The organism is Streptomyces sp. NPDC026538 (genome assembly GCF_055567535.1).
Window position 1 is genome coordinate 45,338 of the sequence record NZ_JBVHQG010000020.1, and the last position, 20,573, is coordinate 65,910.

Annotated in this window: 15 protein-coding genes; 7 read left to right on the forward strand and 8 right to left on the reverse strand. The window is 70.2% G+C overall.

Annotation, left to right across the window (positions count from 1 at the left end; genetic code table 11):
* Window positions 1-190: 190 nt before the first annotated feature.
* Window positions 191-1,570, forward strand: coding sequence for a glycosyltransferase 87 family protein (locus tag ACZ4N4_RS44720; protein ID WP_467600169.1), 1,380 nt, complete (start codon window positions 191-193; stop codon window positions 1,568-1,570).
* Between the two features lie 39 nt (window positions 1,571-1,609).
* Complete coding sequence (galE, locus tag ACZ4N4_RS44725) at window positions 1,610-2,590, forward strand: UDP-glucose 4-epimerase GalE (RefSeq protein WP_467600171.1); 981 nt, start codon at window positions 1,610-1,612, stop codon at window positions 2,588-2,590.
* A 66-nt stretch (window positions 2,591-2,656) separates the two neighbouring features.
* Here the strand turns inward: galE and ACZ4N4_RS44730 are convergent, their stop codons facing one another.
* The 3 genes from ACZ4N4_RS44730 to ACZ4N4_RS44740 all read right to left on the reverse strand — a co-directional run bounded on the left by ACZ4N4_RS44730 (window position 2,657) and on the right by ACZ4N4_RS44740 (window position 4,727).
* The gene (locus ACZ4N4_RS44730; RefSeq protein ID WP_467600174.1) at window positions 2,657-3,580 is read right to left on the reverse strand and encodes an RNA polymerase sigma-70 factor; all 924 of its coding nucleotides are present in this window, start codon (window positions 3,578-3,580) and stop codon (window positions 2,657-2,659) included.
* A 62-nt stretch (window positions 3,581-3,642) separates the two neighbouring features.
* A complete protein-coding gene (locus tag ACZ4N4_RS44735) occupies window positions 3,643-4,020 on the reverse strand; it encodes a DoxX family protein (protein WP_467600176.1) in 378 nt (125 codons plus the stop codon).
* A gap of 80 nt (window positions 4,021-4,100) precedes the next feature.
* On the reverse strand, window positions 4,101-4,727 hold the full coding sequence (locus ACZ4N4_RS44740) for a TetR/AcrR family transcriptional regulator (protein ID WP_362716893.1): 627 nt from the start codon (window positions 4,725-4,727) through the stop codon (window positions 4,101-4,103).
* A gap of 359 nt (window positions 4,728-5,086) precedes the next feature.
* Here ACZ4N4_RS44740 and ACZ4N4_RS44745 point away from each other — a divergent pair, with 359 nt between their 5' ends.
* Window positions 5,087-6,004, forward strand: a complete 918-nt coding sequence (locus tag ACZ4N4_RS44745; protein WP_467600179.1) for an ABC transporter permease — start codon at window positions 5,087-5,089, stop codon at window positions 6,002-6,004.
* The gene (locus ACZ4N4_RS44750) at window positions 5,997-6,887 is read left to right on the forward strand and encodes an ABC transporter ATP-binding protein (RefSeq protein WP_467600182.1); all 891 of its coding nucleotides are present in this window, start codon (window positions 5,997-5,999) and stop codon (window positions 6,885-6,887) included. The genes ACZ4N4_RS44745 and ACZ4N4_RS44750 overlap by 8 nt, the downstream gene beginning before the upstream one ends.
* A gap of 172 nt (window positions 6,888-7,059) precedes the next feature.
* On the opposite strand, the gene ACZ4N4_RS44755 is transcribed toward ACZ4N4_RS44750, so the two are convergent.
* The 3 genes from ACZ4N4_RS44755 to ACZ4N4_RS44765 form a co-directional block, all read right to left on the reverse strand.
* Window positions 7,060-11,997 (reverse strand): NAD-glutamate dehydrogenase, encoded by a 4,938-nt coding sequence (locus tag ACZ4N4_RS44755; protein WP_467600185.1) that lies wholly within the window; start codon window positions 11,995-11,997, stop codon window positions 7,060-7,062.
* A gap of 524 nt (window positions 11,998-12,521) precedes the next feature.
* Window positions 12,522-13,187 (reverse strand): HAD family hydrolase, encoded by a 666-nt coding sequence (locus ACZ4N4_RS44760; RefSeq protein WP_453579278.1) that lies wholly within the window; start codon window positions 13,185-13,187, stop codon window positions 12,522-12,524.
* 90 nt (window positions 13,188-13,277) lie between these two features.
* Window positions 13,278-13,793, reverse strand: coding sequence for a DUF6912 family protein (locus ACZ4N4_RS44765; RefSeq protein WP_467600188.1), 516 nt, complete (start codon window positions 13,791-13,793; stop codon window positions 13,278-13,280).
* A 327-nt stretch (window positions 13,794-14,120) separates the two neighbouring features.
* On the opposite strand from ACZ4N4_RS44765, the gene ACZ4N4_RS44770 reads away from it, so the two are divergent.
* Window positions 14,121-14,585 carry an Rv3235 family protein gene (locus ACZ4N4_RS44770; RefSeq protein WP_467600191.1) on the forward strand — a complete coding sequence of 155 codons (465 nt, stop codon included), beginning with the start codon at window positions 14,121-14,123 and terminating at the stop codon, window positions 14,583-14,585.
* Between the two features lie 118 nt (window positions 14,586-14,703).
* On the opposite strand, the gene secA is transcribed toward ACZ4N4_RS44770, so the two are convergent.
* On the reverse strand, window positions 14,704-17,550 hold the full coding sequence (secA, locus tag ACZ4N4_RS44775) for a preprotein translocase subunit SecA (protein ID WP_453579270.1): 2,847 nt from the start codon (window positions 17,548-17,550) through the stop codon (window positions 14,704-14,706).
* Between the two features lie 357 nt (window positions 17,551-17,907).
* Between secA and ACZ4N4_RS44780 the strand changes: the two genes are divergently transcribed.
* Both ACZ4N4_RS44780 and ACZ4N4_RS44785 read left to right on the forward strand, forming a co-directional pair.
* Entirely contained in the window at window positions 17,908-18,483 is a 576-nt protein-coding gene (locus ACZ4N4_RS44780) for a GNAT family N-acetyltransferase (RefSeq protein ID WP_453579267.1), read from the forward strand.
* Between the two features lie 49 nt (window positions 18,484-18,532).
* Entirely contained in the window at window positions 18,533-19,750 is a 1,218-nt protein-coding gene (locus ACZ4N4_RS44785) for a winged helix-turn-helix domain-containing protein (RefSeq protein WP_467600195.1), read from the forward strand.
* 15 nt (window positions 19,751-19,765) lie between these two features.
* Here the strand turns inward: ACZ4N4_RS44785 and ACZ4N4_RS44790 are convergent, their stop codons facing one another.
* Entirely contained in the window at window positions 19,766-20,512 is a 747-nt protein-coding gene (locus tag ACZ4N4_RS44790; RefSeq protein ID WP_450756444.1) for a response regulator, read from the reverse strand.
* Window positions 20,513-20,573: the final 61 nt, after the last annotated feature.

Sequence of the window (20,573 nt, forward strand, 5' to 3'; positions counted from 1 at the left end):
CCCCAACGGCTTCGGCCGACTCGACGGAGTCGGCCGGCCGGTTGCTGTCGTTCGCGTTGTCCGCGGATGCGCTTTTACGAGAGGCCCGATACTCACCACGGCCCGATCTTTTGCGATTAGCCAACCTTTGCCGGGTATTGACGGCGTATCGGCATGGATACACCATCCGCGCGGCTTACGCTCGCGGTTGATGAATCACCGCTCTTACTTCCCGCTCCCACCGGCCCCGTTCGCCCCGCCTGTTCGACTCCCGCGCCTGTGGCGCCCCGCGCGCACCGCACGCCCCCCGCGCTCGCCGCGCCTCGCGCGCCCCCTCTGCCTCGCCGGTGTCTGGCTCGGCACGCGCGCGCTGATGCTGTGGCTCCTCGCCCACAACAACGAGCGACTCCTGGGACACGGAGCGGTCGCGCGCGAAGTATGGCGGCTCTACTTCCACTGGTACGGCGTCCTGTCGCAGGGCGCGTTCCCGGCGCACGACACGTTGTGGCAGTACCCGCCGGGCGCCGGCGCGGTGTTGCTCGCGCCGGGGCTGGTGCCGGGGCTGAGCTACTTCCAGGCGTTCGTGGCGCTCACCCTCGCGACCGACGCGCTGATCACGGCGGCGCTCGTGCGCGCGGGCACGCGCCCCGGGCGCACGCTGCTGGGCGCGGCCCTGTGGACCGGCGCCCTCCCTCTCCTGCTGCACCTCCCGCTCGCCCGCTACGACGTGGCGGTCACCGCCTTCGCCGTGCTCTCCCTGCTGGCGCTGGCGCGCGCCCCGCGCGCGGCCGGGGCGCTCGCGGCGCTGGGCGCGCTGGTGAAGGTGTGGCCCGCGCTGGTGCTGCTGGGCGTCGAGCGCGGGCGTACGACGCGCACGGCGTGGACCTGGGCGGCCGTGACCGGGGCCGCGACCCTCACCGCGTTCCTGCTCTCCTTCCGCAACCCGCTCGCCTTCCTCCGGCAGCAGGGCGGCCGGGGCGTGCAGGTCGAGTCCCTCGGCGGCACCGCGCTCAGCCTCGCCCGGCACGCCGGCTGGCGGGGCACGACCCGCTACCAGTACGGCGCGATGGAGCTGGTCGGCCCGCATGTGCACGCGGTCGCGACCGCCTCCCTCGCGCTCACCGCCGTCGCCTTCGCGCTCCTGCTGCTGTGGCGGGTTCGGGCCCTGCGCTGGACCCAGGCCACCCCGTACGACGCGGCGCTGAGCGCGGTGCTCCTCTTCACCGTCACCAGCCGGGTGATCAGCCCCCAGTACCTGATCTGGCTGCTCGGTCTGACGGCCGTCTGCCTGACCTCCCGGCACACCACCCAGCGCCCGGTCGCCGCGCTGGTCGTGACGGCGACCGCGCTCAGTGCCGTCGCCTATCCCACGTTCTACGCCGAGGTGGTGCACGGCACCTGGACCGGCTGTCTGCTGATGCTCGCCCGCAACGGCCTGCTGGCCACGGCCGCCGTCCTCTCCCTCACCCGCCTGTGGCGCGCCACGCGCCGCCCGCAGGCCGTCGCGCGCCCCTCCGTGAACGCGGGACGTCACCCCGTCCGTCCACTGACGTCGGCGGCACCTGCTTCACTGAAGGGTGACCGCGGCTGAAGAACAGCACGGGCCGACTGACGGAGGGAACGGGCATACATGACCTGGCTCATCACCGGCGGCGCCGGCTACATCGGGGCGCATGTCGTACGCGCGATGACCGAGGCGGGCGAGCGGACGGTGGTCTACGACGACCTGTCCACCGGCGTCGCCGAGCGCGTGCCGAAGGATGTCCCGCTGGTGGTGGGCTCCACGCTGGACGGCGAGAGGGTGGCGCGCGCCCTGGCCGAGCACGAGGTGACCGGGGTCGTCCACCTGGCGGCGAAGAAGCAGGTCGGCGAGTCGGTGGAGCGCCCCCTGCACTACTACCGGGAGAACGTCGAAGGTCTGCGTGTCCTGCTCCAGGCGGTGACGGACGCGGAGGTCCCGTCCTTCGTGTTCTCCTCCTCCGCGGCGGTCTACGGCATGCCGGACGTCGAGCTGGTGACGGAGGAGACGCCGTGCGTGCCGATGTCGCCGTACGGCGAGACGAAGCTCGCGGGTGAGTGGCTGGTCCGCGCGACGGGCCGGGCCACCGGTCTGTCCACAGCCTCGCTCCGCTACTTCAACGTGGCCGGCGCGGCCCGCCCCGAACTCGCCGACGTGGGCGTCTTCAACCTCGTCCCGATGGTCTTCGAGAAGCTCACGGAGGACGCGCCGCCGCGCGTCTTCGGCAACGACTACCCGACGCCCGACGGCACCTGCGTCCGCGACTACATCCACGTGGTGGACCTGGCCGAGGCCCATGTGGCGGCGGCCCGCGCCCTCCAGGCCGAGCCGGGCCGCGAACTGACCCTCAACATCGGGCGCGGCGAGGGCGTCTCGGTCCGCGAGATGATCGACCGCATCAACGCGGTCACCGGCCACGACCGCCCCCCGACCGTCACCCCGCGCCGCCCCGGCGACCCGGCCCGCGTGGTCGCCTCCGCCGACCGCATCGCCACGGAACTGGGCTGGAAGGCCAAACTCGACGTCCAGGACATGATCACCTCAGCCTGGCAGGGCTGGCTCCACCACCACCCAGAACCGACCCGAACCTGACCCACGGCCCCACCGCCCCGCCGCCTCACCAGTCGCCGCCCCCCGGCCGGGGGTGGTGAGGGATGGTCAGTCCCCGGGGTGGCGGGCTCGTTTGAGTTTTTCCGAGATGGCCCAGGCGTCGGCCACCGGGCCCATGTGGGCGAGTTTGTCGGGGTTCAGGACCAGGCGGATCGTCTGGATGCGGCCGTCGAGGATGTCCAGGGAGAAGGTCTGGAGGACCCTGCCGTCGCGGTCGTGGAAGATCGCGCCCGGCTGGCCGTTGACCTCGTGCTGCTCGCAGCTCACCTCGACCCGGTCCAGCACCGGGAAGACGGCCGCGAGCAGGCGGGCCACGTTCTGGGCGCCGGCGATCGTCCGGGCCAGCTGCGGGGCCTTGCCGCCGCCGTCGCCGACCAGGGACACGTCGGCGGCGAGGAGGTCCTGGAGGCCGGCCAGGTCGCCTTCGTGGAGGGCCTCGAAGAAGCGTGCCGCCAGTTCGTCGCGTTCCCTGCGGTCCGCCTCGAAACGGGGGCGGCCCTCGGCCATGTGGCGCCGGGCCCGTACGGCGAGCTGACGGCAGGCGGCCTCGGAGCGGCCCACCGCCGACGCGACGTCGGGGAAGCCGAAGTCGAACACCTCGCGCAGCACGAAGACGGCCCGCTCCAGCGGGCTGAGCCGCTCCAGGAGCAGCAGCGCCGCCATCGACACCGAGTCGGCCAGCTCCGCCGACCGTGCCGGATCCTCGTAGGGGTCGGCGAGCAGCGGCTCGGGGAACCACGGGCCGACGTACTCCTCGCGCCGGACGCGGGCCGAGCGCAGTACGTCGATCGAGATCCGGGTGACCGCGGCCGACAGGAACGCCTTCGGTGACCTGACCTCCGTCGGTGAGCCCTCGAACCGCAGCCAGCTCTCCTGGACCGCGTCCTCCGCCTCGCTGACGCTGCCCAGGATCCGGTACGCGATCGAGAACAGCAGCGGCCGCAGCTCCTGGAACTCCTCGGTCCTGTTCATGTCCACTCCCCCATGTCCCCCTTCTCCCCCGACTCCCCCGTCGACATCCATGAACCGGCCGCTCAGAAGGGCGCGGGACCGAACCGGCCCACCGCGACGACCAGCGCGAGCACGAGGTAGACCAGGTTCAGTGCCACGAACGCCCGCTCACCGCGCCGGCCGTGGGTGATCATCGCTCCGACCATCAGCAGGATCCAGCACGCGGCGGTCACCGGTACCAGCACCGGCGCGGTGCCGGTGGCGGCGGGCAGCACCAGACCCACCGCGGCCAGGAGCTCCAGCACACCGAGCGTCTTGACGAAGCCGGTGCCCGCCTCTCCGGTCCAGCCTCCGCCGTGGGCCGCGGCCAGCCTCTCCCGGGGTACGAACGTCTTGCTGATCCCACCGGTCAGGGCCACCGCGGCGAGCAGTCCGGCGGCGATCCACAGGGCGAGGTTCATCGTCCACTCCTTGATCGAGGATGCCTGCGCCCTCTACGACGAGACGGCAACCTCGCCTGTGACATCCCCGGCGGAGTGGTTCACAGCGCCTTGAGCGCCTCCGTGGTGCCACGGGCCAGCGCCGCCAGATACCCCTTCGGCAGCTTCGGGGTGCGGATCACCACCGAACGCCAGTACAGCGGGCCGGAGATCAGGTCCATGGCCAGGTCGTCGTCGAGGCCCGCGGCGAGTTCACCGCGGCGCTGGGCCGCCTCGATGATCTTGCTGGCGACGCCGTCCTGGCCCTCGCGCAGCGTCTTCTGCATGGCCTCGGCGATCTCCGGGTTGCGGGCCGCCTCGGCCTGGAGGTCCGGGATGATCTGCGAGGCGACCGGGTGGCGCAGCGCGCGGGAGGTGACCTCGTACAGGAGCCGCAGGTCGCCCTCCAGGGAGCCGGTGTCGGGCACCGGCAGGCCCAGCACCGCGAGGGCCGAGACGACGTCGAGGACGAGGTGCAGCTTGGAGCGCCACCGGCGGTAGACGGCGGTCTTGCCGACGCCCGCGCGGCGCGCGATGCCCTCGATGGACATGCGGGCGTACCCGACCGCCGCGAGTTCCTCGAAGACGGCGGCCCGGATGGCCTCGGTCACGTCCTCGCGGAGGACGGCCGCCCCGGCGGGGGCTCGTCGGCGCGGACGCGTCTGGGACTCCTCGGCGTTCGTCGTCATGCCCCCCAGCATAGGGGCGTAACGACGAAACGGTTGCGTCCCGACGAGGCCCACCACCCGATCGCCGCAACACAGCCGCGCTGAACGACTCCCAGCTCACCGCCGTACCGAACACGAGCGCGGCTCGTCCCCCGGCAACGAATCGGTCGCGTCCCGACCTCGGAAGTGTTACGGCGCACACCAGTCCGTGACGACGAAACGGTTGCGTTCCGACGCCAACTCCGCCTACGCTCCCGTTGCGACGATACGGTCCCGTCCCGACGTAAGAAAACGTGAAGAGAAGCGTAAGGAAACGCCGGATGACGGGCCGGTGCCCAGCCGGACGCCGCACCCCCACCCCCCGAGTGAAAGCAGCGGATGTGACCCAGGTTCTCCACACACCGCCCCCGACCCCGGTCACGGCCGAGGACGACCTCGCGGCGCTCGCCGCCCGGCACGGACTCTCGGTCAGCGGCGCCCGCCCCTCCCTGCCGCAGTACGTCCGCCAGCTGTGGGCACGGCGGCACTTCATCACCGCCTTCGCGACCGCCAAGCTCACCGCCCAGTACGCCCAGGCGAAGCTCGGCCAGGTCTGGCAGGTCATGACCCCGCTGCTGAACGCCACGGTGTACTACTTCATCTTCGGCATTCTGCTGGAATCGAAGAAGGGTGTGCCGGACTACATCCCGTTCCTGGTCACGGGCGTGTTCATCTGGACGTTCACGTCCAGCTCGATCATGACCGGCACCCGTGCCATCGCCGGCAACCTCGGGCTCGTCCGCGCCCTGCACTTCCCGCGCGCCGCACTCCCGATCTCCTTCTGCCTCCAGCAGCTCCAGCAGCTGCTGTTCTCGATGGCCGCCCTGGCCGTCATCCTGCTCTGCTTCGGCGTGCCGGTCGCCGCCTCGTGGCTGCTGGCCATCCCGACGCTGATCCTGCAGTTCACCTTCAACACCGGCATGTCGCTGATCATGGCCCGGTGGGGCGCCAAGACCCCGGACATCTCCCAGCTGATGCCGTTCGTGCTGCGCACCTGGATGTACATCTCCGGCGTCATGTGGAGCATCGACAAGCTGACCGGCAAGCACAAGGGTCTGCCGAGCTGGGTGGCTCCGGTGCTCAAGGACAACCCGGCCGCCGTCTACATCGATCTGATGCGCTACTCCCTGATCGACAGCTTCCACGGCAGCCAGCTGCCGCCGCACGTGTGGCTGGTCGCGACCGGCTGGGCCCTGGTCGTCGGCGTCGGCGGCTTCATCTACTTCTGGAAGGCTGAGGAGACGTACGGCCGTGGCTGAGAACGTGAGCGACACCCGCATCCCCACCGTCGTCGCCGACAGCGTCGACATCGTCTACCGGGTCAACGGCACCGGCGCCGGCCGCGGCTCCGCCACCGCCGCCCTCAACCGCATGATGCGCCGCAAGAAGGCCGAGAAGGCGGCGGGCGTCCGCAAGGTGCACGCGGTCAAGAACGTCTCCTTCGTCGCCTACAAGGGCGAGGCGATCGGCCTCATCGGCACCAACGGCTCCGGCAAGTCCACCCTCCTCAAGGCCGTCGCCGGCCTGCTCCCGGTGGAGAACGGCGCCATCTACACCGACGGCCAGCCCTCCCTCCTCGGCGTCAACGCGGCCCTCATGGGCGACCTGACCGGCGAGAAGAACGTCTACCTCGGCGGCCTCGCCATGGGCATGTCCCGCGAGGAGATCAAGGAGCGCTACCAGGAGATCGTCGACTTCTCGGGCATCAACGAGAAGGGCGACTTCATCACCCTCCCGATGCGCACCTACTCCTCCGGCATGGGCGCCCGGCTGCGGTTCTCCATCGCCGCCGCCAAGGACCACGACGTCCTGCTCATCGACGAGGCGCTGGCCACCGGTGACGCGGCCTTCCGGATGCGTTCCGAGGAGCGCATCCGGACCCTGCGCGAGCACGCCGGCACGGTGTTCCTGGTCAGCCACAACAACAAGTCCATCCGCGACACCTGCGAGCGGGTGCTGTGGCTGGAGCGCGGTGTGCTGCGCATGGACGGGCCCACCGAGGAGGTCCTCGCGGAGTACGAGGCCTTCACCGGCGACAAGGGCAAGGCGAAGCCGAAGCCCAAGCCGAAGCCGAAGGCCGCGCCGCCGAAGCAGGCCGACGCCCAGACCGACGCTCCGAAGGTCACCACCCAGCCCTCCTGAAGCAGAGGTGTACGACCCGAGCCGCGCCGTCCCCACACGGCGCGGCTCGGGTCCGTCCGGAACACCCGTGCCGGCGCGAACCGTCACCGCCGAGACAGAAGCCGAGAAAGAAAGGCGCCCCGAGCCGTCACCGGCCCGGGGCGCCTTTCATGTCGCACGACTGCGACCGCGCCTACGAGTGCGTGCGCAGCAGCGTCCGCATCGTCCGCATGGCCACCGACAGGTTGGCCAGGTCGAAGGAGTCCGAGCTGCGGATCTCCTCCAGCGTGGCCCGGGCCCGGCCCAGGATGGCCGCGTTCTTCTGCTCCCAGGCCTCGTAGCGCTGCTCGGGCGTCGACGCGCCGTTGCCCGCCGCGAGCACGTCGGCGGTGAGCAGCGCGTGGGCCGCGTACAGGTCCTCGCGGATGGAGGCACGGGCCATCGACTGCCAGCGGTCGGCACGCGGGAGCTCGATGATGCGGTCCATCAGCTGGGACACGCCGAGACGGTCGGCGAGGTCGTAGTAGACCTCGGCGACATCCAGCGGCTCCTTGCCCGTGCGGTCGGCCACCGAGACGATGTCCAGCGCCGGGAAGGCCGAGGAGAAGCCGGCCACCCGGGTCGCCAGCTCGTCCGGGACACCGGCCGCCGACAGCTCGTCGTACACGTGCTGGTACCACTCCAGGTCCGCGCCGCGCAGCAGCTTGGGCAGCTGCTGCCAGACCTGTTCGACCCGCTCGGAGAAGAAGTCGACGTTCTCGATCAGCTCCAGCGGCTGCGGCCGGTTGTTGAGCAGCCAGCGGGTGCCGCGCTCCACCAGACGGCGGGAGTGCAGCCGGATCCGGGTCTGGACGGCCGCGTCGACCTTGTTGTCCAGCTCCTCGACCGCGTCCCAGACCGGGGCGGAGCGGAAGATCGCACGCGCCGCGGTCTGGGCCCGGACGATCTCCTCCAGGGAGGCCCCGGTCTCCTCGCGCAGCCGGTGCAGATAGGTCGTACCACCGGTGTTGACCGTGTCGTTGACCAGGACCGTGGTCGTGATCTCACGGCGCAGCGGATGGGTGGCGAGCGCGGCGGCGAACCGCTCGCGCAGGGCCGTCGGGAAGTAGGCGTGCAGCAGGCCGCTCAGATACGGGTCGTCCGGCAGCGAGGTCGCCAGCAGCTCGTCGGCGACCGTGATCTTCGTGTACGCCAGCAGGACGGCCGTCTCCGGGCTGGTCAGGCCCTGGCCGGAGCCGAGCCGCTCGCGGATCTGGCGGTCGGTGGGCAGGAACTCCAGCGCCCGGTCCAGATGGCCCTCCCTGACCAGGTGGCGGATGAACCGCTGCTGGGCGTGGAGCATGTCCTTGGACTGGGCCAGGGCGTTGGCGATCGCCACGTTCTGCGCGTAGTTGTTGCGCAGCACCAGGCCACCGACCTCGTCGGTCATCTCGGCGAGCAGCTTGTTGCGCTGCTTGACCGTCATGTCGCCGTCCGCGACCACGCCGTTGAGCAGGATCTTGATGTTCACCTCGTGGTCGGAGGTGTCCACGCCGGCGCTGTTGTCGATGGCATCGGTGTTGATCTTGCCGCCCTGGCGGGCGAACTCGATCCGGCCGAGCTGGGTCAGGCCCAGGTTGCCGCCCTCACCGACGACCTTGACGCGCAGGTCGGCGCCGTCGACGCGGATGGCGTCGTTGGCCTTGTCGCCGACGTCCGCGTTCGACTCGGTCGACGCCTTGACGTAGGTGCCGATACCGCCGTTCCACAGCAGGTCCACCGGCGCTTCCAGGATCGCCTTCATCAGGTCGGCCGGGGTCAGCTTGGCGACCTTCTCCTCGATGCCGAGCGCCTCGCGGATATGGCTGTTGACCTGGATCGCCTTGGCGCTGCGCGGGAAGATCCCGCCGCCCGCCGAGAGCAGTTCGGTGTTGTAGTCGCCCCAGCTGGAACGGGGCAGGTCGAACAGACGGCGGCGCTCGGCGTAGCCGGTGGCCGCGTCCGGGGTGGGGTCGATGAAGATGTGCCGGTGGTCGAAGGCGGCGACCAGGCGGATGTGCTCGCTGAGCAGCATGCCGTTGCCGAAGACGTCACCGGACATGTCACCGATGCCGACGACCGTGAAGTCCTCGGTCTGGGTGTCGACGGCCAGCTCCCGGAAGTGCCGCTTCACGGACTCCCAGGCGCCGCGCGCGGTGATGCCCATGCCCTTGTGGTCGTAGCCCGCGGAACCGCCGGAGGCGAAGGCGTCGCCGAGCCAGAAGTTGTAGCTCCCGGCCACCTCGTTGGCGATGTCGGAGAACGTCGCCGTGCCCTTGTCGGCCGCGACCACCAGGTAGGTGTCGTCCTCGTCGTGCCGGACCACGTCCTGCGGGGGCACGACCTCGCCGGCCACCATGTTGTCGGTGATGTCGAGCAGCGCCGAGATGAACGTCTTGTAGCTGGCGATGCCCTCGGCCAGCCACGCGTCCCGGTCCTTCGCCGGGTCCGGCAGCTGCTTGGCGACGAACCCGCCCTTGGCGCCGACCGGCACGATGACGGTGTTCTTGACCATCTGCGCCTTGACCAGGCCGAGGATCTCGGTCCGGAAGTCCTCACGCCGGTCGGACCAGCGCAGACCGCCGCGCGCGACCTTGCCGAAGCGCAGGTGCACACCCTCGACGCGCGGCGAGTACACCCAGATCTCGAACGCCGGGCGCGGCGCCGGGAGGTCCGGGATGGCCTGCGGGTCGAACTTCATGGAGACGTACGAGTGCGGGGTGCCCTCCACCGTCTCCTGGAAGAAGTTGGTGCGCAGCGTCGCCTTGATGACGGTCAGGAAGGAGCGCAGGATGCGGTCCTCGTCGAGACTCGCCACCTGGTCGAGGGCGGCGTCCAGCTCCTCGTGGAGGGCGTCGGTGATCTCCAGGCCGGCCTTCTGCCGGTCCGGCGACATCCGCGCCTCGAAGAGCGACACGAGCAGCCGGGTGGTGTGGACGTTGTGACGGAGCGTGGTCTCCATGTAGTCCTGGCTGAACGTGGAACCGGCCTGCCGCAGGTACTTGGCGTACGCCCGCAGCACCATCGCCTGCCGCCAGCTCAGCCCGGCGCTCAGCACCAGCGCGTTGAAGCCGTCGTTCTCCGCCAGGCCGGTCCAGGTCGCCGCGAAGGCGTCCTGGAACCGCTCACGGCCGTCGTCACCCAGGTAGTCGCCGTTGCCGCCGCCCGCCGTCTTCGGCATCCGCATGCCGAAGTCGTAGATCCACGCGGTCGTCCGGTCCGAGCAGCGCAGCTCGTACGGCCGCTCGTCGATCACCTCGACGCCCAGCCGGTTCAGGACCGGCAGCACCGCCGACAGGGAGATCGCCGCGCCCTTGCGGTAGATCTTGAAGCGGCGCTCGTCCGGGGCGGCGCCCACCGGCTCGTAGAGGCTGAGCGCGAAGTCGTTGCCCGCCTCCTCGGTCAGCCGCTCCAGGTGGACCAGGTCGGCCACCGCCGCACGCGGGGTGTGGTCGGCCTTGTAGCCCTCGGGGAAGGAGTTGATGTAGCGGCGCTGCAGCTCGGCCGCGCGCTCCTCGCCGCACTCGGCGGTGAGCGCCTCGGCGAAGCTGTCGGCCCAGGAGCGGGCCGCCTCGACCAGGCGGGCCTCGATGCGGTCCCTGTCGGCGTCGGACAGCTCGGGCAGCTCGGTGCCCTGCGGGACCCGGACGACGAAGTGCAGCCGGGAGAGGATGGACTCGGTGTTCCAGGCCGTGAAGTCGACGCTGATGCCGCCGAGCTCTTCCTTCAGGATGTCGATGATCCGCAGCCGGACACCGGTGGTGTAGCGGTCGCGGGGGAGGTAGACGAGGGCCGAGTAGTAGCGGCCGTACTCGTCCTGGCGCAGGTAGAGGCGGAGCCGCCGGCGTTCCTGGAGGTAGAGGACGCTCGTGACGATCGACTCCAGCTCCGGGACCGGGGTCTGGAACAGCTCGTCGCGCGGGAAGGTCTCCATGATCTGGAGCAGGTCACGGCCGTCGTGGCTGTTGGGCGAGAAGCCGGCCCGCTCGAGCACCGCGTCGACCTTGCGGCGGATCACGGGCACCCGGCGCACCGACTCGGTGTACGCGGCGGACGAGAACAGCCCCAGGAAGCGGCGCTCACCGACGACGTTGCCGTCCGCGTCGAACTTCTTGACCCCGATGTAGTCCAGGTACGACGGCCGGTGCACGGTCGACCGGCTGTTCGCCTTGGTCAGGACGAGGAGCTTGTGCTCGCGTGCCTTGGCGCGCGCGTCGGCCGGGAGCCGCTCGAAGGAGGGGCTGACCGGGTGGCCCTCCTCGCCGGCGTGCGGCGGGTCGGAGCGCAGGATGCCGAGGCCGGTGCCGGGCACGGCGCCCAGCGAGTCGTCCTCGCGCAGCTGGTACTCGCGGAAGCCGAGGAAGGTGAAGTGGTCGTCGGCCAGCCAGCGCAGCAGCTCGCGGGCCTCCTCGACCTCGGGACGGGGCAGGTCACCGGGGACCGGCTCGGAGCCGAGGTCCTCGGCGATACGGACCGCCGCCTCCCGCATCTTCTCCCAGTCCTCGACGGCCTCGCGGACGTCGGACAGCACCCGCAGCAGATCGACGGTGATCTGCTTGAGGTCGGCGCGGTCGGTCTCGCGGTCGATCTCGACGTGGATCCAGGACTCGATGTGCGCGTCGTGGGGCAGTTCCTCGCCGGCGGCCGGGGTGGGCAGCATCTCGATGAGCTTGCCGGTGAGGTCGCGGCGGACCACGAACTGCGGGTGGATCACGACATGGATGCCGCGCCCCTGCCGGGTCAGCTCGTTGGTGACCGAGTCGACGAGGAAGGGCATGTCGTCGGTGACGACCTCCACCACGCTGTGGCTGCAGGTCCACCCGTTCTCCTCGACGGTCGGGGTGTGGACCCGGACGTTCGCGGTGCCCTGCGGGCGGGTCTCGGCGAGACGGAAGTGCGAGACGGCTGCGCCGAAGACGTCGACCGGGTCACGGTCGGCGAGGTCCTCTGGCGCGGTGTGCAGGTAGTAGCGCTGAAGGAACGCGAACACGGACTCCTGGTCCGCCGTCCCCGTCGTCCCAGTCGGTAGGTGCCCCCCTGCCGGGCTGTTCTCAGCTACCCGGGCGGCCCGTTCGAGCAGCTCGGCCTTGGCTTCGTCCAGCTTGGTCTGCATTGTCCTCTGGCTCCTGTCGCGCGCCATTGCGTGACGTAGAAGGAAGTACGGGCTCTTCCCCCTGCGGCTCGACGCCACGGCCGGGGTCTCCGGTCTGCTCCGACGCTATGCCGCAAGGTGAGACGAGCGGGGGGTATTCGGCCATTCTCGACATGCCCCGAGGGTGTGACGTCGCTCTCGGCGACGCCGCTACCAGGGCTGTTTCGGGTGCCCTCCGCCCGCGAAGACCAGCCACCGCCGCCCGGTCACGGAGGTGTTCCGTGCTCACCGGGCGCAGGGCAGGGGCGCCGAGGCCCCCGCGAACTATCGCGCTGATCACGCCACCAAGGCTATCGCTCCTCACCCGGGGGCCGTCATGAGCCGTATGTGTACAAAAGAGGGGGTGGAAGTTTGACGTTCTGCACAGCGCGCTGCGCCGGCCCGGCCGACTTAGGGGGGTGGGGTGCGTGGCGATGGTGCGGGTGCGCGGGGCCGGTCGCGCGGGTTCCCTTGCCCCTGAAGGGGCGCATCCCCCGCACAACCGGTCACGCCACGAGCCGCTGTGCCTCCTCGACCGCCTCCGCCAGTGAGTCCACGACCGGTACACCGACCTCTTCCAGGCTCGCCCTGCCGTGCGACCCCCCGGTGTACAGAACCGCCTTCGCGCCCACGGCCCGCGCGGCCACCGCGTCGTCCGCCGCGTCCCCGATCACCACGGTCCGCCCGGGCTGTACCTCTCCCAGCGACCGCAGATGCCGCACCATGTGCTCGGCCTTGCTGCCCCCGGACGGCCCGACCCGCCCCTCGACCCGTATGAAGTGCGGCTCGATCCCGAATCCCCGCACCAACGGCACGAGCTCGTCATGCACATACATGCTCAGCAGCGACTGGCTGCCCCCGGCCGAACGCCATCCGGCCAGCAGCTCGACCACCCCGTCGGTCAGCCCGCACCGGCCGCGGTGCTCGGTGTAGTACCGGTGGAAGATCTCGTCCATGACCTCCCACTCGGCCTGGGTGGGCAGCCGCCCCATCAGCCGCTCGTAGAACTTCGGCACCGGCACGCAGTACAGCGACCGGTACTGCTCCAGCGTGATCGGCGCCAGGCCCAGCTCGGCCGATGCCGCGTTCGTCGCCCCGATGATCGCGTCGTTGTCGTGGAACAGGGTCCCGTTCCAGTCCCAGACGATGTGCGCGCTTCCGTGCTTCCCCATGCCAAAAACGCTACCCGCCAGCACTGACAATCAAGACCCGTGACGCATCACCGCAGGTCACAGGAGTCGAATGAGCCCCGTCGGCCCCGCTCAGCCGCCGAGCCCCACCAGGTTCGGGATCTCCTGCGTGGCGTACCAGAGCAGCTCGTGGTCCTCGGCCCCGTCCACCACGAACTGGGCGTCGTCGTCCCCGCCGTCCGCCGCCGCAAGAGCCCCGGCCGCCGCGGTCACGTCCTCCTCCGCGTCGTCGGAGTCGACGTGCACGGACGCCGCCTTGGCCAGCGCGACCGTCCTGGTCACCCGCACCTCGCCCAGCGCCGCCGGCTCGAGCCCGCGGTCCGGGTCGGCCGCCGCCGTGCCGTCGGGGACGTCCACGGCGACCACGACCCGGCGCCGCGGCGCGTCTCGGTCGGCGGCCAGCAGCCGCAGGGAGGCGAGGGCGGCCCGGTTGAGCGCGGCGTACTCCAGTTCCTCTATGTCGTCGGAGAGGTACCACTCGCGCAGCGCGGGCGTGACGGCGTAGGCGACGAAGGGGCCGGTCCCCAGCTCGCCCGTCTTGTGCGCCTCGGCGAGCCCGGGGAGGGTCAGGGGGACGTAGACGCGCATGGGTGGCCGCTCTCTTCCGGACTCTTCGACTCTGCGTCTCCCGAAGGTCCTGGCGCCTCCCGGAGGGCCTTCAGGATACGTGCGGGCGTCCCCTTTCGGGTCCCGGGCGGTGACGTCGGGGACGTCCACCCGGTGCCCGCCGATTCACCCGGTACCGCCGCCCGCCCAGGGGGTTTCCCGCACCACCGATCACTCGGATAGGTGAACCCTCCGAGGCCCTCGACACGGGCGGTCACCGCCTTGCTGCCGCCGCCCCCGTCCCCGTACAAGATCCTTAACCGCAAGTTACCGCCTGGTACCCGCCGGGCCCGCCGAACGGGGATCCCCATGAACAAGGTCATGACCAGGACCGCCCAGCTCCGCCCGGGCACCCGCCCGCCCGGGCGCCGTGACTCCCGCCGCCCCGGCGTGTCCTCCCGCAGGCCTCTGACGCCTCCGGCGGCTCCGCCGAGCCCGCGCCCCACCGACCTCTTCGCGGAGCGGCTGCTGGCCGTCCTGAGCGGCCGCCGTCCCGTCCACTGGATGCTGCGGCACACGGCTGGACCCGCCTACGACGACCTCGCCCGCCTCGCCGAACGCGGCCCCCTGCGCACCCGCGGCACCGACCCGGTCGTCCGCGACATCGGCTACTACGTCCCTCGCGCCGGCGCCCTGGAGGTCTTCGCCCGCGTCGCCGCCGGCGACCAGCTGCGCGCCATGGCCTTCCGCCTGGAACAGGGCCAGGACCTCCGCTGGCGCTGCACGGCGGTGGAACTGGGCGGCCCCCGCACACCCCACGACGGCCGGCCCTAGCGTTGCGAGAACCCCGTACCCCCAGCCACAGGCCGAAGGTGCACCAGCCCCGGCACAGACCGAAGGGCCGGCCCCCCTTGCGGGGTGGCCGGCCCTGGTGAAGCGCTGTTGGCTGCCGTTACTTCCTGCGGCCGCGGCGGCTCTTCGCCTGCTTGCGGCGCTCGGCGCGGGTCAGGCCGTCCGCCTCGGAACGGGCCGGCTCCTCGTCGTCGTAGTCGAAGTCGCCCTCGACGATGCCGCCCTCGCCGTCCACGGTGGCCGCGGAGAAGTGCATGCCCCGCCGCTGCGGCGCCTCCAGCCCCTTCGCACGGATCTCGGGACGGGAGCCCGCCTGAGCCGGCACCGCGTCCTGGACGCCCTCGGCGACCGCCTGCGCGTCCTCGACCGGGACCTCCTCGACCTGCTGCTCGACCTGGACCTCCAGGTTGAACAGGTAGCCGACGGACTCCTCCTTGATGCCGTCCATCATCGCGGTGAACATGTCGAAGCCCTCGCGCTGGTACTCGACCAGGGGGTCCTTCTGGGCCATCGCGCGCAGGCCGATGCCCTCCTGGAGGTAGTCCATCTCGTAGAGGTGCTCACGCCACTTGCGGTCGAGGACCGAGAGCACGACCCGGCGCTCCAGCTCACGCATGATCTCGGAGCCGAGCTGCGCCTCGCGCGAGGCGTACTGCTCGTGGATGTCGTCCTTGATCGACTCGGAGATGTACTCGGCGGTCAGACCGGCCCGGTCGCCGGCCGCCTCCTCCAGCTCGTCGATGGTCACCTTGACCGGGTAGAGCTGCTTGAAGGCGCCCCACAGACGGTCGAGGTCCCAGTCCTCCGGGAAGCCCTCGGCGGTCTCCGCGCCCACGTACGCGTCGATCGTGTCGTCCATGAAGTGCTGGATCTGCTCCTGCAGGTCCTCGCCCTCCAGGACGCGGCGGCGCTCGCCGTAGATGACCTCACGCTGGCGGTTGAGCACCTCGTCGTACTTCAGAACGTTCTTACGGGTCTCGAAGTTCTGCTGCTCGACCTGCGACTGCGCGGACGCGATCGCGCGGGTGACCATCTTGTTCTCGATCGGCACGTCGTCCGGCACGTTGGCCATGGACATCACGCGCTCCACCATCTGAGCCTTGAACAGGCGCATCAGGTCATCGCCGAGGGAGAGGTAGAAGCGGGACTCACCGGGGTCGCCCTGACGGCCGGAACGACCGCGCAGCTGGTTGTCGATCCGGCGCGACTCGTGCCGCTCGGTGCCGAGGACGTAGAGGCCGCCGAGGTCCTTGACCTCCTCGAACTCCGCCTTGACCGCCTGCTCGGCCTTCTCCAGGGCGGCGGGCAGCGCGTGCGCCCACTCCTCGATGTGCTCCTCGGGGTCGAGGCCGCGCTGGCGCAGCTCCGCCTCCGCGAGGTCCTCGGGGTTGCCGCCGAGCTTGATGTCCGTACCACGGCCGGCCATGTTGGTGGCCACCGTCACGGCGCCCCTGCGGCCGGCCTGCGCGACGATCGACGCCTCCCGCTCGTGGTGCTTGGCGTTGAGCACCTCGTGCTGGATGCCGCGCTTGGAGAGCTGCTGCGAGAGGTACTCCGACTTCTCGACGGAGGTCGTGCCGACGAGGATCGGCTGGCCCTTCTCGTGCTTCTCCGCGATGTCGTCGACGACCGCCTCGAACTTGGCGACCTCGGTGCGGTAGATCAGGTCCGACTGGTCCTTGCGGACCATCGGCCTGTTCGTCGGGATCGGGACCACACCGAGCTTGTAGATCTGGTGGAACTCGGCGGCCTCGGTCATGGCCGTACCGGTCATGCCGGACAGGCCGGGCTGTTCCTTGCCGCTGTGGTCGTGGCGCTTGTAGAGGCGGAAGAAGTTCTGCAGGGTGATCGTGGCGAGGGTCTGGTTCTCGTCCTTGATGTCCACCCCTTCCTTCGCCTCGATCGCCTGGTGCATGCCCTCGTTGTAGCGGCGGCCGGCGAGGATACGACCGGTGTGCTCGTCGACGATCATGACCTCGCCGTCCATGACGACGTAGTCCTTGTCCTTCTTGAAGAGCTCCTTCGCCTTGATGGCGTTGTTCAGGTAGCCCACCAGAGGCGTGTTCACCGACTCGTAGAGGTTGTCGATGCCCAGCCAGTCCTCGACCTTGGAGACGCCGGACTCGTGGATCGCGACCGTGCGCTTCTTCTCGTCGACCTCGTAGTCGCCGGTCTCCTCGATGCCCTTGAGCGGGTTGCCGGCCTCACCCTTCTTCAGGCGCAGCACCAGCTTGGCGAAGTCGCCGTACCACTTGGTGGCCTGGTCGGCCGGGCCGGAGATGATCAGCGGCGTACGGGCCTCGTCGACCAGGATGGAGTCGACCTCGTCGACGATGGCGAAGTTGTGGCCGCGCTGGACGAGCTCGTCCTGGGACCACGCCATGTTGTCGCGCAGGTAGTCGAAGCCGAACTCGTTGTTCGTGCCGTACGTGATGTCCGCCGCGTACTGCTCGCGGCGCTGGGCCGGCGACATGTTGGCCAGGATGCAGCCGACGCTCAGGCCCAGGAACTTGTGGACGCGGCCCATCATCTCGGAGTCGCGCTCGGCCAGGTAGTCGTTGACCGTGATGAGGTGGACGCCCTTGCCCGACAGCGCGTTGAGGTACGCGGGCAGGGTGCCGACGAGGGTCTTGCCCTCACCGGTCTTCATCTCGGCGACGTAGCCGAGGTGGAGGGCGGCGCCACCCATGATCTGCACGTCGTAGTGGCGCTGGCCGAGGGCGCGCTTGGCGGCCTCGCGGACGGTGGCGAACGCCTCGGGGAGCAGGTCGTCGAGGCTCTCTCCGTCGGCGTAGCGCTGCTTGTACTCATCGGTGAGGGCCCGCAGCTCGGCGTCGGAGAGGTCGACGAAGTCCTCTTCGATGGAGTTGACCTGGTCCGCGATGCGGTGCAGCTTGCGCAGGATCTTGCCTTCGCCTGCACGCATGATCTTCGAGAGGACGGACACGGGGGTTTGTCTCCTTGCCGGTCGGGCCTGGGACGGTCGGTTTCCATTGGACGTACTGAGCAACGGCCATCGTATGCGAGGACCCGGCCGCGCCGGGAGGCCTGGCGGCCCGACGGCCGTCCGCTGCTTTCCCGAGGGCTCCACGAGCCCCCTTCGTGTGACTCCTCCGGGTGGCTATTCGGTTGTGCCGGTTGGTGTCGCCAGGTTGTTTTCCGCTTCATCTCCGCTTCAAAGGTGACAACGGCCGGGGCATGCGGATAGTGCCGCATCCGCTGCGGAATTGCGCGAAACGTGATCACCCGGTCACGGAACGCGAAATGGATGGCGTGCCGGGCGCCGGGCCAGCAGAATCGGCCGATGGAACCCGTCACGCTCACCACCCCCCGCCTGCTGCTGCGCACGGTCGGCCCGCAGGACACCGAAGCGGTGTACACGGCCGTCCAGGACCCGGACATCCAGCGCTGGACGACGATTCCCTCGCCCTACCTCCCGGAACACGCCCGGAGCTTCACGGAGCAACTGGTGCCCGACGGCTGGTCCGAGGGTTCGATGTTCACCTTCGGTGTCTTCCTGACGACCGGGGACCTGGCCGGGATGCTCGGCCTGACCATGCGTTCCCTGGGGACGGCCGAAGTGGGTTTCTGGGCCGCCAAGGAGCACCGCGGCCGCGGCCACATCACCGAGGCCACCCTCACGGTCGCCCGCTGGGGGTTCACGCAGCTGGCGATCGACCGGGTCGAGTGGCGTGCCGAGGTCGGCAACCAGGGCTCCCGCGCGGTCGCGGTACGGGCCGGCTTCACCATCGAAGGCACCCTTCGCTCCGCCCTCAACAACAAGGGTGTACGACGCGACTGCTGGGTGGGCTCCCTGCTGCCGTCGGACCTGGGCCTGCCCTCGGCCGCGCCGTATCTGCCGGACCCTTCGCAGGGATGAAACCCCAGGTCGTACCGGACTGTCAGACCCACCCTCTATCGTCCGAGCCATGACGACCCTTCCGCGCCCCGCCACCGCCCTCTCGGCGGACGAAGCCCGCCGTATCGCCCTGAGGGCACAGGGTTTCCTCGGCGCCCCCGACCGCCGCTCGGGCGTGCGGGGCGTGCTCCGCCACCTCGGCGCGGTCCAGCTCGACACCATCTCGGTCCTCGCCCGCTCCCACGAACTCATCCCGTACGCCCGCCTCGGCGCCGTCGGCCGCAAGGCGGTCGAGGCCGCCTACTGGACGACAGAATCTCCCGGCGCGTCTCCGGCGCGGCCCCACGCGTTCGAGTACTGGTCGCACGCGGCCTGCATCCTGCCCATCGAGGAGTGGCCGCACTTCGCCTTCCGCCGCCGCGCCTACCGCGACCGCCCGCACTGGAGCCACGAACTCCCCGACGGCGCCTACGACCAGGTCATCAAGCAGCTGCGCACCGAAGGCCCGCTGACCGCCACGGAGTTGGGCGGCGCGAAGAAGACCAGCGAGTGGTGGGACTGGTCCGGCACCAAGGTCGCCGTGGAGCGCGCGCTGATGTACGGCGAGGTGGTGTGCGTCCAGCGGCGCGGCTGGAAGCGGGTGTACGACCTCGCCGAGCGCGCGGTCCCGGACACGTTGCTGCACGACGATCTGGACGACACCGAGTGCCTGCGCCGCCTGGTCCGGCTGGCCGGTCAGTCGCTGGGCGTCGGCACGCGCGCGGACATCGCCGACTACCACCGGCTCAAGGGCGAGCAGGTCGACGCGGTGATCGCCGACTCGGGCCTGGTCCCGGTCGAGGTGGAGGGCTGGTCCAAGCCGGCCTGGGCGGACCCGGCGGCCCTGGCCACACCCCCGCGCGGCCGACACCGTACGACTCTGCTCTCCCCCTTCGACTCCCTGATCTGGGACCGGGCGCGCACCGAGCGGATCTTCGGCTTCACCCACCGCCTGGAGGCGTACGTCCCGAAGCCAAAGCGGGTCTACGGCTACTACGCGATGCCGGTGCTGGCCGGCGGCCGCCTGGTGGGCCGGGTCGACCCGGCGCGTGAGGCCGGCGGCATCCTGGTGGCACGCCAGGTCACGCTGGACGGCCCGAAGGCGGTTCCGGCGGTGGCCGAGGCGCTCGTCGAAGCGGCGAGCTGGGTGAACTGCACGACGGTGCGCGTGGAGCGGGTGGACACCCCGGAGCTGCGCGAGCCGCTGGTCCGAGAGGTCACCGGCGCGCTGATGACCGCGCTGCGCTGACCGGCGTCGGCGGGCTCAGCGGATCTCCAGGATCTTCTCCCGCATCGCGTAGACCACCGCCTCCATCCTGGAGTGCAACTGCAGCTTCTCCAGGATGTTGCGCACATGGTTCTTCACGGTGTTCTCGGAGATGAACAACTCCTTCGCGATATCGCGGTTGTTCATGCCCGTGGCGACGAGTTTGAGTACTTCCAGTTCCCGGTCGGTGAGCCGTGGCGCCGGCACCAGCCGGCGCTCGTCGGTGCGCTGGATCATCGACTTGAACTCGGTGAGGAGTTTCGACGCCATGGAAGGACTGATCTGCGACTGGCCGTCGGCCACCGCGCGAATGGCGGTGGCCACCTCGTCCGTCGAGATCTCCTTGAGGAGATATCCGGTCGCACCCGCCTTGATCGCCTCGTAGAGATCGGCCTCTTCGTCGCTGATCGTCAGCATGATGATCTTCGCGCTGGGTGCGACCTCCTTGATGGAGGTGCAGGCCTCGATACCACCGCGTTTGGGCATCCGGACATCCATCAGCACGATGTCCGGCAGCAGGTCGGCGGCCTTGTCGACGGCCTCGGCACCGTCCCCCGCCTCCCCGACGACCTGGATGTCCTCCTCGGCGGCGAGCACGATCTCCAGACCGCGGCGGAACAGGGCATGGTCGTCCACGACAAGGACTCTGATCGGTTCCTTGCGCGAAGTGCCCTCCGCGTCCGGGCCCAGGCCGACGACGCCGCCGTCGGCATCGTCCTGCATCGGTCCGAAGCTGTCCGCCATCGTTCCTCCCCCTGAAGGCTGTGGCCTGTGGTGCTGTGCCATCGCCAACCCAAGGCAGCGG

Coding starts and splice junctions, on each gene's coding strand:
- ACZ4N4_RS44735 (WP_467600176.1), bottom strand. CDS start 4,020: ATGAACCTCGCCCTGTGGATCGCCGCCGGACTGCTCGCCGCGGTGGCC.
- ACZ4N4_RS44760 (WP_453579278.1), bottom strand. CDS start 13,187: ATGGGGAAGCACGGAAGCGCGCACATCGTCTGGGACTGGAACGGGACC.
- ACZ4N4_RS44755 (WP_467600185.1), bottom strand. CDS start 11,997: ATGCAGACCAAGCTGGACGAAGCCAAGGCCGAGCTGCTCGAACGGGCC.
- ACZ4N4_RS44770 (WP_467600191.1), top strand. CDS start 14,121: ATGAACAAGGTCATGACCAGGACCGCCCAGCTCCGCCCGGGCACCCGC.
- ACZ4N4_RS44720 (WP_467600169.1), top strand. CDS start 191: ATGAATCACCGCTCTTACTTCCCGCTCCCACCGGCCCCGTTCGCCCCG.
- galE (WP_467600171.1), top strand. CDS start 1,610: ATGACCTGGCTCATCACCGGCGGCGCCGGCTACATCGGGGCGCATGTC.
- ACZ4N4_RS44740 (WP_362716893.1), bottom strand. CDS start 4,727: ATGACGACGAACGCCGAGGAGTCCCAGACGCGTCCGCGCCGACGAGCC.
- ACZ4N4_RS44785 (WP_467600195.1), top strand. CDS start 18,533: ATGACGACCCTTCCGCGCCCCGCCACCGCCCTCTCGGCGGACGAAGCC.
- ACZ4N4_RS44765 (WP_467600188.1), bottom strand. CDS start 13,793: ATGCGCGTCTACGTCCCCCTGACCCTCCCCGGGCTCGCCGAGGCGCAC.
- ACZ4N4_RS44780 (WP_453579267.1), top strand. CDS start 17,908: ATGGAACCCGTCACGCTCACCACCCCCCGCCTGCTGCTGCGCACGGTC.
- ACZ4N4_RS44790 (WP_450756444.1), bottom strand. CDS start 20,512: ATGGCGGACAGCTTCGGACCGATGCAGGACGATGCCGACGGCGGCGTC.
- ACZ4N4_RS44730 (WP_467600174.1), bottom strand. CDS start 3,580: ATGAACAGGACCGAGGAGTTCCAGGAGCTGCGGCCGCTGCTGTTCTCG.